We start from the raw sequence: 15,755 nt of genomic DNA, 5'->3' as shown, positions 1-15,755 counted from the left end.
AAGTAAAGACGGAGCTCAAATAAAGTTGAGCTCCGTTTTTTATTTTTCTTTTGCTATTTCTTCTAATGTTTTTCCAAGATCGTGTGATCGTTTCGTTGCTTGTGTAATACATGAGATTAATGCTTGTTGAAAATTATGCTCCTTTAATACTTCAATACCTGCTTCAGTTGTTCCGCCAGGAGAAGTAATTTCTTTTCGCAAAATAGAAGGGTGTTTTTCGCTTGCTTTTAGCATTTCAGCAGAACCAATCATCGTCTGAAGAATAAGAGATTTTGCAACATCTTCTTTTAAACCAATTTTTTTTGCTGCCTCTTCCAGTGCCTCTACCACGTAATAAATATAAGCTGGTCCACTTCCAGATAATGCAGTGATAGCATGCATATCTTCTTCTTCTACAACAGAGACGAGACCAATCGTTTCAAATAAAGATGTTGCAGTGCGAATATGTTCCTCCGTTGTGTGTTCTGAAGGTGAGATAGCGGTAGCGGATTTTAAAATGGCTGCAGATGTATTTGGCATTGCACGAATAATCGGAACGTCTTTTTGAAGTAGGTTTCTAATTGAATGAGTAGAAACACCTGCTAATAACGAAATAATAAGCAAGTCATTATTTATGTATTCTTTAAGAGGAATAACCGCTTCTGCGACATCTTTTGGCTTCATAGCTAGAAAAAGAATATTCGCATCAGCAAGTAATTCCTTTTTATTATGTGTACCTTTGACACCGTATTTTTTATGTAACTCCTGTAATCTTGTCTCGTTAGAACGATTACTTACAGTGACGTGTTCTCCCTTAACAACATTTGCGTTTAATAAGCCACCAATAATCGCTTCGGCAATAGAGCCTGCACCGAGAAAGGAAATGTTTTGCATAGACATGATGTGCCTCCTTTAAATTTGGTTAGAAATACTTATAAATGTACATACATTCGTTTTTTTATGGAAAAGACCTCTTTTTATCTGAAAATAATGACAAATTTATAGGGAAGTTGTAAACTGAAGAGGTATTCATTTTTGAACCGGAAAAAGACAGGGGGGCTAAGCATGACGGCGATTCATCGAATGGAGATTCCTGTTCCATTTGCAGTTGAGACAGTGAATGTGTTTTTAGTTGAGGGAGAAACATTAACGTTAATTGATACAGGGACAAATACAGAAGAAGCAAAGAAAGCACTAGAAAGTCAATTAGGTGCATTAGGATATAAGATAGAAGATATTGAAACGGTAGTGATTACGCATCACCATGCGGATCATTGCGGACTTTTAAATACATTTTCTGAAAAAGTAAAGATTATCGGACATCCTTGGAATGAACCGTGGATTACACAAAATGCTGAATTTTTAAAGAGGTATCATGAATTTTTTAAAGAGACAGCCTTGCAGTTCGGCGTTCCAGCAGTATTTCTGAATGGTGAGGCATTATTGACGACGAAGACACTTAAATATTCTTGTAATAGATCGTTAACACATACTGTGAGAGAGGGAGATCGTATAGATTCGTTACCTGGATTTACAGTGATTGAAACCCCGGGTCATGCTTCCACTCATATTTCATTATATAGAGAATCTGATGGAATATTAATTGGTGGGGATGCTCTCATTAGTCATATTTCTTCAAATCCAATATTAGAACCACCATATGAAGGGCAAACAGAAAGAGCGCATCCTTTATTGCAGTACAATCAAACGTTAAAACGTTTAAGTGAAATGAATATTTCACGGATTTTATCAGGGCATGGGGAAGATGTTCTGAATGTGAAACAACTTATTGAAACAAGATTACAAAAGCAAGAGACACGTGCTTTTAAAGTGCTTGAACTATTAAAGGAAAAGCCAATGACAGCATTTGAGGTGTGTGTAAAACTATTTCCGGTATTATATAAAGAGCAATTACCACTTACTATCTCAGAAACTGTTGGACAATTAGACTTTTTAGCATATAATCAACAGGTGATGATTGATGAATCTTCACAACAATTGATTTATTATGCAAAGTAGGTGACAGCAATGACGGGACGTTTACAAGAAAAAGTAATCGTCATTACAGGTGCTTCTAGTGGAATTGGAGAGCAAGTTGCAATGCAGGTTGCAGAGCAAGGGGCGACGCCGGTATTAATGGCTCGAACAGAAGAGAAGCTACAAGCATTAGCAGACAAAATTAAAGTAACGTATAATACGCCTTGCTATTACTATGTATTAGATGTAAGTGAAGAAACGGAAGTACAATCTGTTTTTTCAAAGGTATTACAAGAAGTAGGACGTATTGATATATTGGTAAATAATGCTGGGTTTGGTATCTTTAAAACGTTTGAAGATGCTTCAATGGATGAAGTAAAGGATATGTTTCAAGTAAATGTATTTGGATTAGTAGCTTGTACGAAAGCGGTATTACCTAATATGGTAAAAAGGAACGAAGGACAAATTATTAATATTGCTTCATTGGCTGGAAAAATTGCAACTCCGAAGTCGAGTGCTTATGCAGCAACAAAACACGCTGTATTAGGATTTACGAATAGTTTACGTATGGAGTTATCTAACACAAATGTGTATGTAACAGCAATTAACCCAGGACCGATAGAAACGAACTTTTTTGAAATAGCCGATCAATCAGGTACATATGTGAAAAATATGGGACGTTACATGTTAAAACCAACATATGTAGCAGAACAAATCGTAAAGACGATGCAAACGAAAAAACGTGAAGTAAACTTGCCGAAGTGGATGGGAATGGGGCCAAAGCTCTACGCATTATTCCCAGGTTTATTTGAACGCGTTGCAGGCAAATCATTAAGTAAAAAATAGGAGATTTCCATATGGAAATCTCCTATTTTTTATTTTCCAGTCACATAATCGTAAACGATATCCTCAACAGCCTCGTATACATCAATTTCAGTATTTGAATGAATTATCATTTGAATATGTTTAATTAGCATTTCCTGATCCTCTTTTGAAACAGGATTACATTGATATTGCCGAAAACTTTTTATAATCATTTTCTCAATTAATTTTTTATTCATGTTTTTCCCCGCCTGTATGTATACATGTATTGTTTTATTGTACTTGAAGTGAAATGAAAATACTACTATGCACTATTTTTGCATAAAAATCCACTTATGTATATTGCTTTTATAGCAAGATTAATATTTTGAAGTTTTTAAAAATTATAAATATTTAATTGACTTTATAATTATGCAATATTATAATCAAACTTAATTTAAAGAATAGATATGAGGAGGCGCTTATGAAAGTCGCAATTATTGGAGCAACTGGATATGGAGGTATTGAGTTAATTCGGTTATTAGAGCAACATCCATATTTTTCGATAGCATCTCTCCATTCTTTTTCACAAGTCGGTGAATTTATAACAAATGTATACCCGCATTTTCGAAATGTTCTTGTCCATACGTTACAAGAAATTGATGCGGAGAAAATAGAGAAGGAAGCTGAAATTGTATTTTTAGCAACCCCAGCGGGAGTATCGGCAGAGTTAACACCAAAATTATTGGCAGTAGGTTTAAAAGTAATTGACCTATCTGGAGACTTTCGTATGATAGATCCCTCGTTATATGAATTGTGGTATAAAAGGCCAGCTGCACAGGAAGAACTTCTTAGGAAAGCAGTATATGGATTAAGTGAATGGAAAAGGCCTGAGATCCAAAATGCAAATTTAATTGCAAACCCAGGATGTTTTGCTACAGCTGCATTATTAGCGGTAGCGCCGTTAGTACGTAGCGGCATGATTGAAGAAGCTTCGATTATTATTGATGCGAAATCAGGAGTATCTGGAGCGGGCAAAACGCCAACAACAATGACTCACTTTCCTGAGTTATACGATAACTTACACATTTATAAAGTTAATCAGCATCAGCACGTTCCTGAGATTGAGCAAATGCTTGCAGAGTGGAATCGTGAAACGAAGCCAATCACGTTTAGTACACATTTAATACCGATATCACGAGGGATTATGATTACACTTTATGCGAAAGTGAAAAAGGAAATGAAAATAGAGCAACTTCAAAAGTTGTATGAAGAAACGTATGAATACTCAGCTTTCGTTCGAGTTCGCCCGCAAGGAGAATTTCCAAGTCCGAAAGAAGTAAGGGGCTCAAATTATTGTGATATTGGGATAGCTTACGATGAAAGAACAGAAAGAGTTACGGTCGTTTCTGTTATAGACAATATGATGAAAGGTGCGGCAGGGCAAGCAGTTCAAAATGCAAATTTATTAGCGGGACTAGAAGAGACAACGGGTTTACAGCATATGCCGCTTTATCCATAAGGGGGAAATTATGATTAAAGCATCGTCTATTACAAAATTAGCAAATGGTTCAATTGTTACACCAAAAGGCTTTTTGGCAATCGGTACTGCAAATGGTCTGAAAAAGGTGAAAAAGGATATGGGTGCAATCGTTTGTGAGGTACCAGCATCATGTGCCGCTGTGTATACAACAAATCAAATACAAGCAGCGCCGTTGCAAGTAACGAAGGATAGCATAGCAGCAGAAGGGAAATTACAAGCAATTGTTGTAAATAGCGGCAATGCAAATGCTTGTACGGGGATGAAAGGATTGCAAGATGCTTATGAGATGCGAACATTAGGAGCGGAACACTTTGGAGTAAAAGAAAAGTACGTCGCAGTCGCTTCAACAGGTGTAATTGGAGTACCTTTACCGATGGATATCATTCGAAAGGGAATTGAATCTCTTGTGCCAACAAAGGAAGTAAGTGAAGCTTATTCTTTTTGTGAAGCAATTTTAACGACAGATCTTATAACGAAAGAAACTTGCTATGAGATGATAATTGATGGGGAAGCAGTGATCATTGCTGGGGTCGCAAAAGGATCAGGGATGATCAAACCGAATATGGCAACGATGCTTAGTTTTATTACAACAGACGCCAATATAGAGCATGAAGTATTGCAAACAGCATTATCACAAATTACGAATCATACGTTTAATCAAATTACGGTGGACGGAGATACTTCTACAAATGATATGGTCATCGCTATGGCAAGTGGATTATCAGAAACGAAAACGATGAATATGGAACATGAAGACTGGGAAACTTTCGTAGTTGCTTTACAAAAGGTATGTGAAGATTTAGCGAAAAAAATTGCACAAGATGGTGAAGGTGCTACGAAGTTAATAGAAGTAAACGTGTTAGGGGCTAGAACAAATGAAGAAGCAAAGAAAATTGCAAAACAAATAGTCGGTTCCAGTCTTGTGAAAACAGCGATATACGGTGAGGACCCAAATTGGGGACGAATTATTAGTAGTACTGGACAGAGTGAAGTAATTATTAACCCAAATACAATTGATATCACTCTTCAATCTATCGCCGTATTAAAAAATAGTGAGCCTCAAATGTTTTCTGAAGAGGAAATGACAAAGAAATTACAAGAACATGAAATAAAAATTGATGTGTGTTTACATTTAGGAGATGAAACGGGATCAGCTTGGGGCTGCGACTTAAGTTATGAATATGTGAAAATAAATGCTTGTTATCGTACATAAGGAGAGAGAAGATGAGTGATTATATTGTAGTTAAATGTGGCGGTAGCATGTTGAATCGATTAAATAGTGTCTTTTTTGATTGTATAAAGAAATTGCAAAATAAGTATAAGGTTGTTATTGTCCATGGCGGTGGCCCAGAAATTGATGCCAAGTTAGAAGACGCTAATATCGAGATAGAAAAGAAAGATGGATTAAGAGTAACGCCGAAAGAGGTTATGGATGTTGTTCAAATGGTGCTATGCGGAAGTACGAATAAAAAATTCGTAATGAATTTACAAAAACATGATTTACTTGCGGTGGGGCTTTCAGGATGTGACGGTAATTTACTTCAAGTTCAACCTGTTGGCGAAGCGATAGGATATGTAGGAGAAGTAAGTTATGTAGAAACAGCCCTATTGAAAGGGTTGATAGATATGAATTATATTCCTGTCATTGCCCCAATTGGAATAAATGGTAATGAGGTTTATAACATAAATGCAGATACCGCTGCAGCTGGAATTGCAGCCGCACTATCCGCAAAAGAACTCATTTTTATAACGGACGTAGATGGAGTATTACACGAAGGAAGATTGGTAAAGAAAACGGATGAATATGAAATTCTTACTTTTATAGAACAAGGCGTCATTACAGGTGGAATGATTCCGAAAGTACAGGCGGCACTTACATCGTTAAAAATGGGAGTGAAAAAGGCTAGTATCGTAAATGGTACAAAGGATTTTACTGAGGTTACAGGAGAGTGTGTTGGAACTACGGTAACAAAAGGAGTGAGTATCGTATGACAAGCCATCTTTTTCAAACATATGGAAGAAGAGAAATTGAATTTCTAAAGGGCAATGGGGCGAAAGTTATTGATAAAAGTGGTGAGCAATATTTAGATTTCACTTCTGGTATTGGAGTATGTAACTTAGGACATTGTCATCCTACGGTTGTAAAGGCAGTAGAAAAGCAACTTAGAAATATATGGCATATATCTAACTTATTTACGAACTCCTTACAAGAAGAGGTCGCATCATTATTAACAGAAGATACAGCATTAGATCATGTGTTTTTTTGTAATAGCGGGGCGGAGGCAAATGAAGCGGCTTTAAAGCTAGCACGTAAGCATACTGGAAAATCTCTCGTAGTAACATGTGAGCAATCTTTCCACGGGAGAACATTTGGAACGATGAGTGCAACAGGGCAAGATAAAGTGAAAGAAGGATTCGGTCCATTACTTCCGTCTTTTTTACATATACCATTTAACGACATACGAGCATTAGAGGAAGTAATGAATGAAGAAGTTGCGGCGGTAATGGTAGAAGTTATTCAAGGAGAAGGAGGAGTAATATTAGCTGATCCATCCTTTTTGAAGGAAATTGAAAAACTATGTAATCAGTACAATTCTCTTTTTATTATAGATGAAGTACAAACTGGAATAGGCAGAACAGGAACACTATTCGCTTATGAGCAAATGGGAATAATTCCTGATATCGTTACCATCGCAAAGGCGCTTGGGAATGGTATTCCAGTTGGAGCGATGATTGGCCGAAAAGAACTAGGTTCTTCTTTTACTGCCGGGTCACACGGTTCAACTTTCGGTGGGAATTATATTGCTATGACTGCAGCGAAAGAAGTATTGCAATTCATTAAGGAACAATCGTTTTTTAAAGAGGTACAGGAAAAGGGCGAGTACGTATTAAAGAAATTGCAAGAAGAATTACGACACGTTGAATGTGTTCAAAATATTCGTGGTAAGGGACTTATGATTGGAATCGAATGCAAGCATGAGGTTGCAAATGTCATAGAACAACTAGAAAAAGCAGGACTTCTCGTATTACAAGCAGGGCCTAATGTTATAAGACTATTACCACCACTTATTGTAACGAATGAAGAGCTAGAACAGGCAATATATATGATAAAAAGAGTGGTTTGTACAAAAAATGCATCAATAATATAAGGGGGAAATTTCATGTCAACTGTACAAGTACCGAAATTAAATACGAAAGATCTTTTAACGTTAGAAGAATTGACGCAAGAAGAAATCATTTCTTTAATTGAGTTCGCTATATATTTAAAAAAGAACAAGCAGGAGCCTTTATTACAAGGGAAAATATTAGGTCTCATTTTTGATAAACATTCAACCCGTACTCGCGTTTCTTTTGAAGCAGGAATGGTACAGCTCGGAGGACATGGAATGTTTTTAAGTGGAAAAGAGATGCAAATTGGCAGAGGAGAAACGGTGTCAGATACTGCGAAAGTACTATCTCATTATATTGATGGAATTATGATACGCACATTTTCGCATGCGGATGTAGAGGAGCTTGCAAAAGAGTCCAGTATCCCAGTTATTAACGGTTTAACTGATGATCATCATCCTTGCCAAGCATTGGCAGATTTAATGACGATATATGAAGAAGTTCATACGTTTAAAGGAGTTAAATTAGCTTATGTAGGTGATGGGAATAATGTATGTCATTCACTATTGCTAGCGAGTGCAAAAGTCGGAATAAATATGACTGTTGCAACTCCCGTAGGGTATGAGCCGAATGAAGAAATTGTTAAAAAAGCATTAGCGATTGCTGATGAAACAGGGGCTGAAATTGAAATTTTGCATAATCCTGAATTAGCGGTAAGTGGAGCAGATTTTATTTATACTGACGTTTGGATGAGTATGGGCCAAGAAGGAGAAGCAGAAAAATATACTTTATTCCAGCCTTTCCAAGTAAATAAAGAGCTTGTTATACATGCAAAGCAAACATATCGTTTCCTGCACTGCCTGCCTGCTCATCGTGAAGAAGAAGTAACTGGAGAGATTATAGATGGGCCACAGTCTATCGTTTTTGAACAAGCTGGTAACAGGTTGCACGCGCAAAAAGCTTTATTAGTGAGTTTATTTAAAAATATAGAAGAGCCTTCCTAAAAGGGAGGTTTTTTTATATGGAAATGTCGGATGTATATTTAGTTAATTATCTCTATATCATTTATAATAAAAAGAGAAAACTAAATTTGTTTTTCATATCATGTAAGGACATACTAGATAAAAAAATATAGTTAAAGAGATGATGAATTTGAAAACAACTAAGAAAACATATTCGTTTTTTCAGCGGATGTGGAGAATATTAAAGTTTCAATATTTTAAGTTGCTTCGATCGCCAGAAGGGGCAAAGAAAGTGTCGCTAGGTTTTGCTATTGGATTTGGTTTAGAAATGTTGGTGATTTATACGGCATCGCTCGTATATTTAATATTTTATCCAATTGTAAGGTTAGCAAAGGGATCTTTTCCAGCCGCAGTCATTGGTAATATTATTGGGAAAATATCGTTTCTCCCAGTATTTTTATTTCCGTTTGCTTATGCGCTAGGAAAAATGATTTACCCATTTCATGTACAGAAAATACATCATGAACCATTTACGATATCAGATTTGTTTTCGAGCCATATTTTTACGATGTTAAAGAGCTTATTACAGAGTGAAGTATATGTATTAATTGGTATGACGATAATAGGAATTGTGTGTGGGGTAATTTCATATTTCGTTGTGCATTATTTATATGAAAAGAATCGTAAGTTACGTTTGAAGAAAAGAAAGAAACAAGTGAGAGAACCACTTGTTCAAATATAAAGAATGTCACATTCATTTTCTCCTTTGAATATGTTTAAGAAAAAGGGGGAGAGAATGAATGTATTATTATTACGTACCGCAAGTATACCCATATGTAAATTATTATCCGGTTTATGATATGAGTAGACAATACGAGTTATATCGACAACAACAATTACAGCAAATACCACAAATACCACAACAACAGCCTACGCAAGAACAAAAACCATATTTAACGACATGGCCGTATTCAAATGTATACTATGGTAATTATTACGAATCATAAAGCTGCTTCTATTTAGAAGCAGCTTTATGCGTTTGTTTTCAAAATTAAATTTTGAATGGTTTTAAGAGAATAAATGAGCTTTTCACGCTCTTCCTCAGATAATGTTTGAAAATTTTCTTTTAGTTTGCCTAAAATGAATTGCTGATACTGACTTACTAACACTTTCCCTTCAGTTGTTAGGGAAATTAAAATGACCCTTCGATCTTTTTCGCTATAATGACGCTCTATTAGCTCTTCTTGAATAAGTTTGTTTAATAGAGGGGTCATGTTAGGCCGTGAAATCGCTAGCCGCTTGCCAATTTCTGAAACTGCTAATGTACCATTTTCATGCAAAAGCAGTAACACTTGCGTATGTGATGGCGGCATATGTCTTTGAGAAGAAAACTCTCCAGGAAGCATAAATTTGCGATAAAAAAGAGGCACTAGCGAAAGAAGATGATCAACAATACGTTCCCACTCGCGTGATTCCATATAACGGCCCCCTTCCACTATCATTGTAACAAAAAAGACAAGGTATAAAAATAGAATTGTTTCATGGTAGCCTTAATATTTGTAGGATAACACTTGCTTTGTAAATGTATTGGCAATAATCGTATAACCGTTATCATTTGGGTGTACTTGGTCAAATAGTAAATCTTTTTTATCCTTAGATATTAATTTGCGAATTGGTAAAACAATCGATGGTTGATGTGCTTTTGAAATAGAATAAATAGAATCATTCCAACCATCTAAAAACATATCTGCATAACTTGCGATGGAGTCATCAAGTTGTAAAGGGTTATAGAGTTCAGATAGAATGAGTAAAGCATTCGGATTTTGATCTCGAACGGTCTTTACAATATTTTTTACATCCGTTTCAAAACGGGCTTTTTCTTTATTTAACATTTTAATACCATCTATAACACCTACATCACGATTTAAGCGGAATAAATTATTTCCTCCAATATTAATAGTAATTATATTTGCTTCCCTAATTTTTTGTTGAACTTCTTCTGACTGGACTTTTTTAACGAGACGATCTGTAGTGAGACCATTTACACCGAGGTTTTCTACCGTAATTGGTTTATGAATTTGTCCTTCTAATTGTTTAGAAGCTAATTCGGCAAATCCCCCTTGTGTAGATCCATATCCTTTTGCAAGTGAATCACCTAATACGAGGTGATAAAAGGAATCATTCGTTTGCTTATCAATCCAGCTGGGAGCAGATGTTTTTTCTGTTTTTCTTTCATTTTCTTTTTGTTTTGTCTCATCGTTCTTTTCAAAATTAGAATAAGAAATGATTAGAAGGAGGAGACAAACAATTGTTAAGATGACTTTTTTCATAAATTCATCCTCCTTGTAATTGGTAATTGTATCATATTCAGCAGTATAAGCAATGTAAGGGCATATTATATATTTATGAAAACTTTACAGAAAATTTGTAGAAGTGTGTCAAAAAATATTGACGATATGAAAGCACTTTAGATATGATAATGTCAGATAAGGTGAAGATTATCGCTCTAATAGAAGAAAAAAGGTATGTGGTTAGAGACTGATAGAGATTCACTTCATTATTTTGGGGTAATTGTATAAGGGGGATTTTTTGTGAAAAAGTCAAAAAAAATGCTAGCTGGAGCAACACTTGCTATTGGCGTTATAGCACCGCAAGTGTTGCCGACAACAGCTCATGCAGAGGAAAAAGCTGGGGAGAGTACAGTTAACTTACGAATTTTAGAAACATCAGATATTCACGTTAACTTAATGAATTACGATTATTATCAAACGAAAACAGATAATAAAGTAGGTCTCGTGCAAACTGCAACACTTGTTAATAAAGCACGTGAAGAAGCGAAGAACTCTGTCTTATTTGATGATGGGGATGCATTACAAGGGACACCGCTTGGAGATTATGTAGCGAATAAAATAAATGATCCGAAGAAGCCTGTGGATCCTAGTTATACACATCCATTATATCGTGTAATGAATTTAATGAAGTATGACGTCATCTCTCTTGGGAATCATGAATTTAACTACGGTTTAGACTATTTAAACAAAGTAATTAGTAAAACAGAGTTCCCGGTTATTAACTCGAACGTCTATAAGGATGATAAAGATAATAATGAAGAGAACGACCAAAACTACTTTAAACCATATCATGTTTTTGAAAAAGAAGTAGAAGATGAATCAGGTCAAAAACAAAAAGTAAAAATTGGCGTAATGGGATTTGTTCCACCTCAAGTTATGAACTGGGATAAAGCGAATTTAGAAGGAAAAGTGAAAGCAAAAGATATAGTTGAAACAGCGAAGAAAATGGTGCCAAAAATGAAAGCAGAAGGTGCAGATGTTATCGTTGCACTAGCGCATTCCGGTGTTGATAAGAGTGGATACAACGTTGGCATGGAAAACGCGTCGTATTATTTAACAGAAGTTCCTGGTGTAGATGCAGTATTAATGGGACATTCACATACTGAAATGAAGGATGTATTTAATGGTGTTCCAGTTGTAATGCCTGGTGTCTTTGGAAGTAACCTAGGTATTATTGATATGCAATTGAAAAAGGTAAACGGAGAATGGGAAATACAAAAAGAGCAATCGAAGCCGCAACTTCGTCCGATTGCTGATAGTAAAGGGAATCCATTAGTACAATCCGATCAAAGATTAGTTAATGAAATTAAAGATGATCATCAAGCGACAATTGATTATGTGAATACAGCTGTAGGAAAAACGACAGCGCCAATTAATAGTTATTTCTCATTAGTACAAGATGATCCTTCTGTACAACTTGTGACAAATGCACAAAAATGGTATGTAGAAAAGCTATTCGCTGAAAACGGACAATATAGTAAATATAAAGGAATTCCAGTATTATCTGCAGGAGCACCATTTAAAGCGGGTGGCCGAAACGGTGCTACATATTATACGGATATTCCAGCTGGAACGTTAGCAATTAAAAACGTGGCAGATTTATATGTATATCCAAATACGTTATATGCTGTAAAAGTAAATGGGGCACAAGTGAAAGAATGGCTTGAAATGTCTGCAGGTCAGTTTAATCAAATTGATTCAAAGAAAACAGAAGAACAGCCGTTAGTAAATATAGGCTATCCTACATATAACTTTGATATTTTAGATGGCTTAAAATACGAAATTGATGTAACACAACCGGCGAAATACGATAAAGATGGAAAAGTTGTAAATGCAAATACGAATCGTATTATAAATATGACGTATGAAGGGAAGCCAGTAGCTGATAATCAAGAGTTCATCGTCGCTACAAATAACTATCGTGGAAGTAGCCAAACGTTCCCAGGTGTAAGTAAAGGGGAAGTTGTATACCAATCACAAGATGAAACACGTCAAATCATTGTGAAATATATGCAAGAAACACCAATTATTGATCCAGCAGCAGATCGAAATTGGACGTTTAAGCCGATTGTTGCAGATAAATTAAATACAACATTTGATTCTTCACCAAATGCACAAAATCATATAAAGAAAGATGGGAAAATATCATATGTTGGACCATCTGAAAATGAATTTGCTAAATATGCAATTGATATAACGAAGAAGAATGATGATAAGGAAACTGGTGGAGAGAATCCAACGATACCGCCAACAGGTGAAGGCAATAACGGAGAGAATCCAACGACACCACCAACAGGTGAAGGCAATAACGGAGAGAATCCAAAAACACCGCCAACAGGTGAAGGTAATAACGGAGAAAATCCAACGACACCACCAACAGGTGAAGGCAATAATGGAAATGAACCAAAACAAGATGGAAATAATACAGGATCTGGACAAACTACAACGGATAATCAAAACTCAAAAGAAACAACAACTGTAAGTGAAAATAAAGAAGAACGTGATTTACCGAAAACAGGTACAAGTGTTGTTTCTACAATTGGAGCAGGTTTGGCGTTTGTTGGAGCGGGATTACTTCTGTTATTTAGAAGAAAGAAAGCGAATAGATAGCGGAGAAATATAAAAAGGATTACCGATTAAGGTAATCCTTTTTATTATATTATGAAACTGGTACTGTCTTTTCTTTCTTCCATGAAAGACCAAATCCAGTGAAACCAACAATAATTGTTAAGACCGGGCAAGCTAAACAGAAGATTGCGAATGGAACGTAATCAAATGTCGGAACGCCAAGGACGTTCGATAAGAATACGCCACTTACTCCCCATGGTACGAGCGGGTTAATAACTGTACCTGCATCTTCTAATACTCGTGATAAATTACGACGTTCTAAACCGACTTCATCGTATTTGTTAGCGAATGCTTGTCCTGTTAAAACGATTGATAAGTATTGTTCGCCAAGTAAGAAGTTTACACCAATTGCAGTTGAAGCAGTAGAAATAATTAAGCGTGTGCTATTTTTTACGAAGCTAGAGATGATATTCATCAGCTGCGTGATAATGCCCATTCCTTGTAGTAATCCTCCCATACAAAGAGCTAGGAAAATAAGTGCAATCGACATCATCATACTTTGTAGACCACCGCGAGATAGTAAGCTATCAATGTCTTTAATACCAGTTTTAGAAACGTAGCCGTCTTGCATAATTTTCATTAAATCAGCTAAAGAAGTGCTAGGTTTAAAAATAAAGAGAATAATAATTCCTACCACAATTCCTGCAAGCAATGTTGGAACTGCTGGAACTTTTTTAAATGCGAATAGGAACAGTAATAAAATTGGAATAAGTGTAACGATAGAAATCGTTGTGTTTTTTTCTAACGTGCTAATAAAGTTAGTGAAGTCAACGTCTCCACTAATACCGCTTCCTAAAATGAAAAATGCGATAAAAGCAATAATGAAAGCAGGAACTGTTGTCCAAAGCATGTTGCGAATATGCTCAAATAAATCTACACCCGTTACAGCAGGAGCTAAGTTTGTTGTATCAGATAAAGGAGACATTTTATCTCCAAAGAATGCACCAGAAATAATTGCACCAGCGATCAGAGCTGGATCGTATCCGAGAGCACTACCCATTCCCATAAAGGCAAGCCCTACTGTTGCGGCAGTTGTAAATGCACTACCGATACTTGTTCCAACAATTGCACAAACAACAAAAACAGTTGGGACGAAAATTTTAGGAGATACAAGCTGGAAGCCGTATACCATTAAAGTTGGAATTGTTCCAGCAGCGATCCAAACACTAATTAATACGCCCACAAGTAAGAAAATAAAAATAGATGGAATACCAGCTGAAATACTACTGATCATCCCTTTTTCCATAGTAGACCAAGAGATTTTTTTCATAAATCCAAATGCTAATAAAAGAACGATACCAAATAAAATTGGGATGTGTGGTGAAACTTCTAATTTGATAACACTAAAGCCAATACAGAAAAAGATAAATAATGTTAAAAGAACAGATTCAATTTTTGAAACCATTGTTTTTCCCTCCTAAGTAATTTAAAATAGCTCTTTTTTATATAAAATTCGCCAATATTGTATATTTCCTTCTAAAATTTAGAATTTTGTGACAAATTACCGGTAATTGTCAACATCTCAATATGATACGGAAATGATTGGATAAAAAAACGCCCCTGCATATAATTATGCAGGGACGAAGAAATCGCGGTACCACCCTAGCTTGTGAAAGGAATGTATCACAAAATAAAGGGTCGTATGATATGCGCTCATAAAATAAAAACGCCCCTGCAATATATGCAGGGACGAAAAATTCGCGGTACCACCCTAAATTGTGAAACAGTTTCATTTCACCACTCTTTAGACATAACGGTCTAAACCGTCTTTCACTACTCCTCACGTTTCGTAAAAGAAGCTCCAGGGGGTAATTCATAAATCGCTCTGTACTGGTTCGCACCGACCACCAGCTCTCTGAAATCAGAAAACGAAATACTACTAAATCCTATCAACGCCGATTCATATGATGTTAGTTAAATTTTTATCATATATTCATCATACATGTCAATAAAAACATTCGATATTTTTTTAGGGAAATAAAGGAGAAATGTTTTTCATACTGTAAAAATGTACGTTATAATGAATTTGAAAGGGGAGGAAAGAGTGAAGAAAAAAATAATTCTTTTTACCACCTTACTAGTCGTTGGCGGAAGTGCTGGAATTTACACAGCTTTTGCAGCTGAATCAGAGCAGTCGAAACAAAAGCAAATACAGCAGTCAGAAGTGAAGAAAGTGAAAGAAACTGAAGAGAAGAAATCGATGGAAAAAGCAGCTACGAAACTAGGAGTTTCTACTGAGGGGAAAACAAAAGAAGAGGTTACAAAAGAAGTAGATAACGCTAGATTTGAGCAGCGCCATGATTTGTTAATTGAGCATGCTAAGCAACTTGGAATTGATACAGAAGGAAAAAAAGATGAAGAGATTATTTTAGAAATTGGAAAGATACAACATGGAAAGTAGAACAA

16 protein-coding genes and 1 other annotated feature are annotated in these 15,755 nt (G+C 35.8%); of the genes, 11 read left to right on the top strand and 5 right to left on the bottom strand.

All coding sequences use genetic code 11. From position 1 onward, the window contains the following. Positions 1 to 39 precede the first annotated feature (39 nt). On the bottom strand, positions 40 to 879 hold the full coding sequence (proI, locus tag NSS97_RS21090) for a pyrroline-5-carboxylate reductase ProI (protein ID WP_002066991.1): 840 nt from the start codon (positions 877 to 879) through the stop codon (positions 40 to 42). A gap of 165 nt (positions 880 to 1,044) precedes the next feature. On the opposite strand from proI, the gene NSS97_RS21085 reads away from it, so the two are divergent. Both NSS97_RS21085 and NSS97_RS21080 read left to right on the top strand, forming a co-directional pair. After that, on the top strand, positions 1,045 to 1,998 hold the full coding sequence (locus tag NSS97_RS21085; RefSeq protein WP_002014957.1) for an MBL fold metallo-hydrolase: 954 nt from the start codon (positions 1,045 to 1,047) through the stop codon (positions 1,996 to 1,998). Positions 1,999 to 2,007: 9 nt separating this feature from the next. Then, complete coding sequence (locus NSS97_RS21080; RefSeq protein WP_044442686.1) at positions 2,008 to 2,802, top strand: SDR family oxidoreductase; 795 nt, start codon at positions 2,008 to 2,010, stop codon at positions 2,800 to 2,802. Positions 2,803 to 2,831: 29 nt separating this feature from the next. Here NSS97_RS21080 and NSS97_RS21075 read toward each other — a convergent pair whose 3' ends face one another. Further along, positions 2,832 to 3,017, bottom strand: coding sequence for a YqzH family protein (locus tag NSS97_RS21075; RefSeq protein ID WP_002014960.1), 186 nt, complete (start codon positions 3,015 to 3,017; stop codon positions 2,832 to 2,834). Between the two features lie 224 nt (positions 3,018 to 3,241). Here NSS97_RS21075 and argC point away from each other — a divergent pair, with 224 nt between their 5' ends. The 7 genes from argC to NSS97_RS21040 all read left to right on the top strand — a co-directional run bounded on the left by argC (position 3,242) and on the right by NSS97_RS21040 (position 9,377). After that, positions 3,242 to 4,279 carry an N-acetyl-gamma-glutamyl-phosphate reductase gene (gene argC / locus NSS97_RS21070; RefSeq protein WP_107886373.1) on the top strand — a complete coding sequence of 346 codons (1,038 nt, stop codon included), beginning with the start codon at positions 3,242 to 3,244 and terminating at the stop codon, positions 4,277 to 4,279. A 10-nt stretch (positions 4,280 to 4,289) separates the two neighbouring features. Beyond that, a complete protein-coding gene (gene argJ / locus NSS97_RS21065) occupies positions 4,290 to 5,513 on the top strand; it encodes a bifunctional glutamate N-acetyltransferase/amino-acid acetyltransferase ArgJ (RefSeq protein WP_002088515.1) in 1,224 nt (407 codons plus the stop codon). Between the two features lie 11 nt (positions 5,514 to 5,524). Beyond that, positions 5,525 to 6,292, top strand: a complete 768-nt coding sequence (gene argB / locus NSS97_RS21060; protein ID WP_044442690.1) for an acetylglutamate kinase — start codon at positions 5,525 to 5,527, stop codon at positions 6,290 to 6,292. Then, the gene (locus tag NSS97_RS21055; protein WP_060749642.1) at positions 6,289 to 7,449 is read left to right on the top strand and encodes an acetylornithine transaminase; all 1,161 of its coding nucleotides are present in this window, start codon (positions 6,289 to 6,291) and stop codon (positions 7,447 to 7,449) included. Before argB ends, NSS97_RS21055 begins: the two co-directional genes overlap by 4 nt. 12 nt (positions 7,450 to 7,461) lie before the next feature. After that, complete coding sequence (gene argF / locus NSS97_RS21050) at positions 7,462 to 8,412, top strand: ornithine carbamoyltransferase (protein ID WP_107886374.1); 951 nt, start codon at positions 7,462 to 7,464, stop codon at positions 8,410 to 8,412. A gap of 148 nt (positions 8,413 to 8,560) precedes the next feature. Beyond that, positions 8,561 to 9,112 carry a DUF2062 domain-containing protein gene (locus NSS97_RS21045; protein ID WP_002167705.1) on the top strand — a complete coding sequence of 184 codons (552 nt, stop codon included), beginning with the start codon at positions 8,561 to 8,563 and terminating at the stop codon, positions 9,110 to 9,112. A 58-nt stretch (positions 9,113 to 9,170) separates the two neighbouring features. Then, on the top strand, positions 9,171 to 9,377 hold the full coding sequence (locus NSS97_RS21040; RefSeq protein WP_002167706.1) for a hypothetical protein: 207 nt from the start codon (positions 9,171 to 9,173) through the stop codon (positions 9,375 to 9,377). A gap of 24 nt (positions 9,378 to 9,401) precedes the next feature. Here the strand turns inward: NSS97_RS21040 and NSS97_RS21035 are convergent, their stop codons facing one another. After that, entirely contained in the window at positions 9,402 to 9,848 is a 447-nt protein-coding gene (locus tag NSS97_RS21035) for a MarR family winged helix-turn-helix transcriptional regulator (protein WP_002129002.1), read from the bottom strand. Positions 9,849 to 9,920: 72 nt separating this feature from the next. Further along, a complete protein-coding gene (locus tag NSS97_RS21030) occupies positions 9,921 to 10,700 on the bottom strand; it encodes a GDSL-type esterase/lipase family protein (protein WP_044442694.1) in 780 nt (259 codons plus the stop codon). Positions 10,701 to 10,961: 261 nt separating this feature from the next. Here NSS97_RS21030 and cpdB point away from each other — a divergent pair, with 261 nt between their 5' ends. Further along, the gene (cpdB, locus tag NSS97_RS21025; RefSeq protein ID WP_341113966.1) at positions 10,962 to 13,331 is read left to right on the top strand and encodes a bifunctional 2',3'-cyclic-nucleotide 2'-phosphodiesterase/3'-nucleotidase; all 2,370 of its coding nucleotides are present in this window, start codon (positions 10,962 to 10,964) and stop codon (positions 13,329 to 13,331) included. 49 nt (positions 13,332 to 13,380) lie between these two features. Here the strand turns inward: cpdB and nhaC are convergent, their stop codons facing one another. Next, positions 13,381 to 14,754 (bottom strand): Na+/H+ antiporter NhaC, encoded by a 1,374-nt coding sequence (nhaC, locus tag NSS97_RS21020; RefSeq protein WP_016120779.1) that lies wholly within the window; start codon positions 14,752 to 14,754, stop codon positions 13,381 to 13,383. A gap of 277 nt (positions 14,755 to 15,031) precedes the next feature. After that, positions 15,032 to 15,251 (bottom strand) — a binding site (T-box leader). A gap of 142 nt (positions 15,252 to 15,393) precedes the next feature. Here nhaC and NSS97_RS21015 point away from each other — a divergent pair. Further along, positions 15,394 to 15,750 (top strand): hypothetical protein, encoded by a 357-nt coding sequence (locus NSS97_RS21015; protein ID WP_002192577.1) that lies wholly within the window; start codon positions 15,394 to 15,396, stop codon positions 15,748 to 15,750. The last annotated feature ends 5 nt before the right edge of the window (positions 15,751 to 15,755 follow it).

The sequence above is a fragment of the Bacillus sp. FSL R12-0074 genome (assembly GCF_038005725.1).
Lineage (GTDB): Bacteria > Bacillota > Bacilli > Bacillales > Bacillaceae_G > Bacillus_A > Bacillus_A mycoides.
Note: the sequence above shows the minus strand (reverse complement) of the source record. Positions and strands in the feature narration are given on the sequence as shown.

Bases quoted from the DNA above. Each gene is read 5' to 3' on its own strand.
- proI (WP_002066991.1), bottom strand. From the start codon at position 879: ATGTCTATGCAAAACATTTCCTTTCTCGGTGCAGGCTCTATTGCCGAA.
- argJ (WP_002088515.1), top strand. From the start codon at position 4,290: ATGATTAAAGCATCGTCTATTACAAAATTAGCAAATGGTTCAATTGTT.
- argC (WP_107886373.1), top strand. From the start codon at position 3,242: ATGAAAGTCGCAATTATTGGAGCAACTGGATATGGAGGTATTGAGTTA.
- NSS97_RS21040 (WP_002167706.1), top strand. From the start codon at position 9,171: ATGTATTATTATTACGTACCGCAAGTATACCCATATGTAAATTATTAT.
- nhaC (WP_016120779.1), bottom strand. From the start codon at position 14,754: ATGGTTTCAAAAATTGAATCTGTTCTTTTAACATTATTTATCTTTTTC.
- NSS97_RS21085 (WP_002014957.1), top strand. From the start codon at position 1,045: ATGACGGCGATTCATCGAATGGAGATTCCTGTTCCATTTGCAGTTGAG.
- argF (WP_107886374.1), top strand. From the start codon at position 7,462: ATGTCAACTGTACAAGTACCGAAATTAAATACGAAAGATCTTTTAACG.
- NSS97_RS21055 (WP_060749642.1), top strand. From the start codon at position 6,289: ATGACAAGCCATCTTTTTCAAACATATGGAAGAAGAGAAATTGAATTT.
- NSS97_RS21035 (WP_002129002.1), bottom strand. From the start codon at position 9,848: ATGGAATCACGCGAGTGGGAACGTATTGTTGATCATCTTCTTTCGCTA.
- NSS97_RS21030 (WP_044442694.1), bottom strand. From the start codon at position 10,700: ATGAAAAAAGTCATCTTAACAATTGTTTGTCTCCTCCTTCTAATCATT.
- NSS97_RS21075 (WP_002014960.1), bottom strand. From the start codon at position 3,017: ATGAATAAAAAATTAATTGAGAAAATGATTATAAAAAGTTTTCGGCAA.
- argB (WP_044442690.1), top strand. From the start codon at position 5,525: ATGAGTGATTATATTGTAGTTAAATGTGGCGGTAGCATGTTGAATCGA.
- NSS97_RS21080 (WP_044442686.1), top strand. From the start codon at position 2,008: ATGACGGGACGTTTACAAGAAAAAGTAATCGTCATTACAGGTGCTTCT.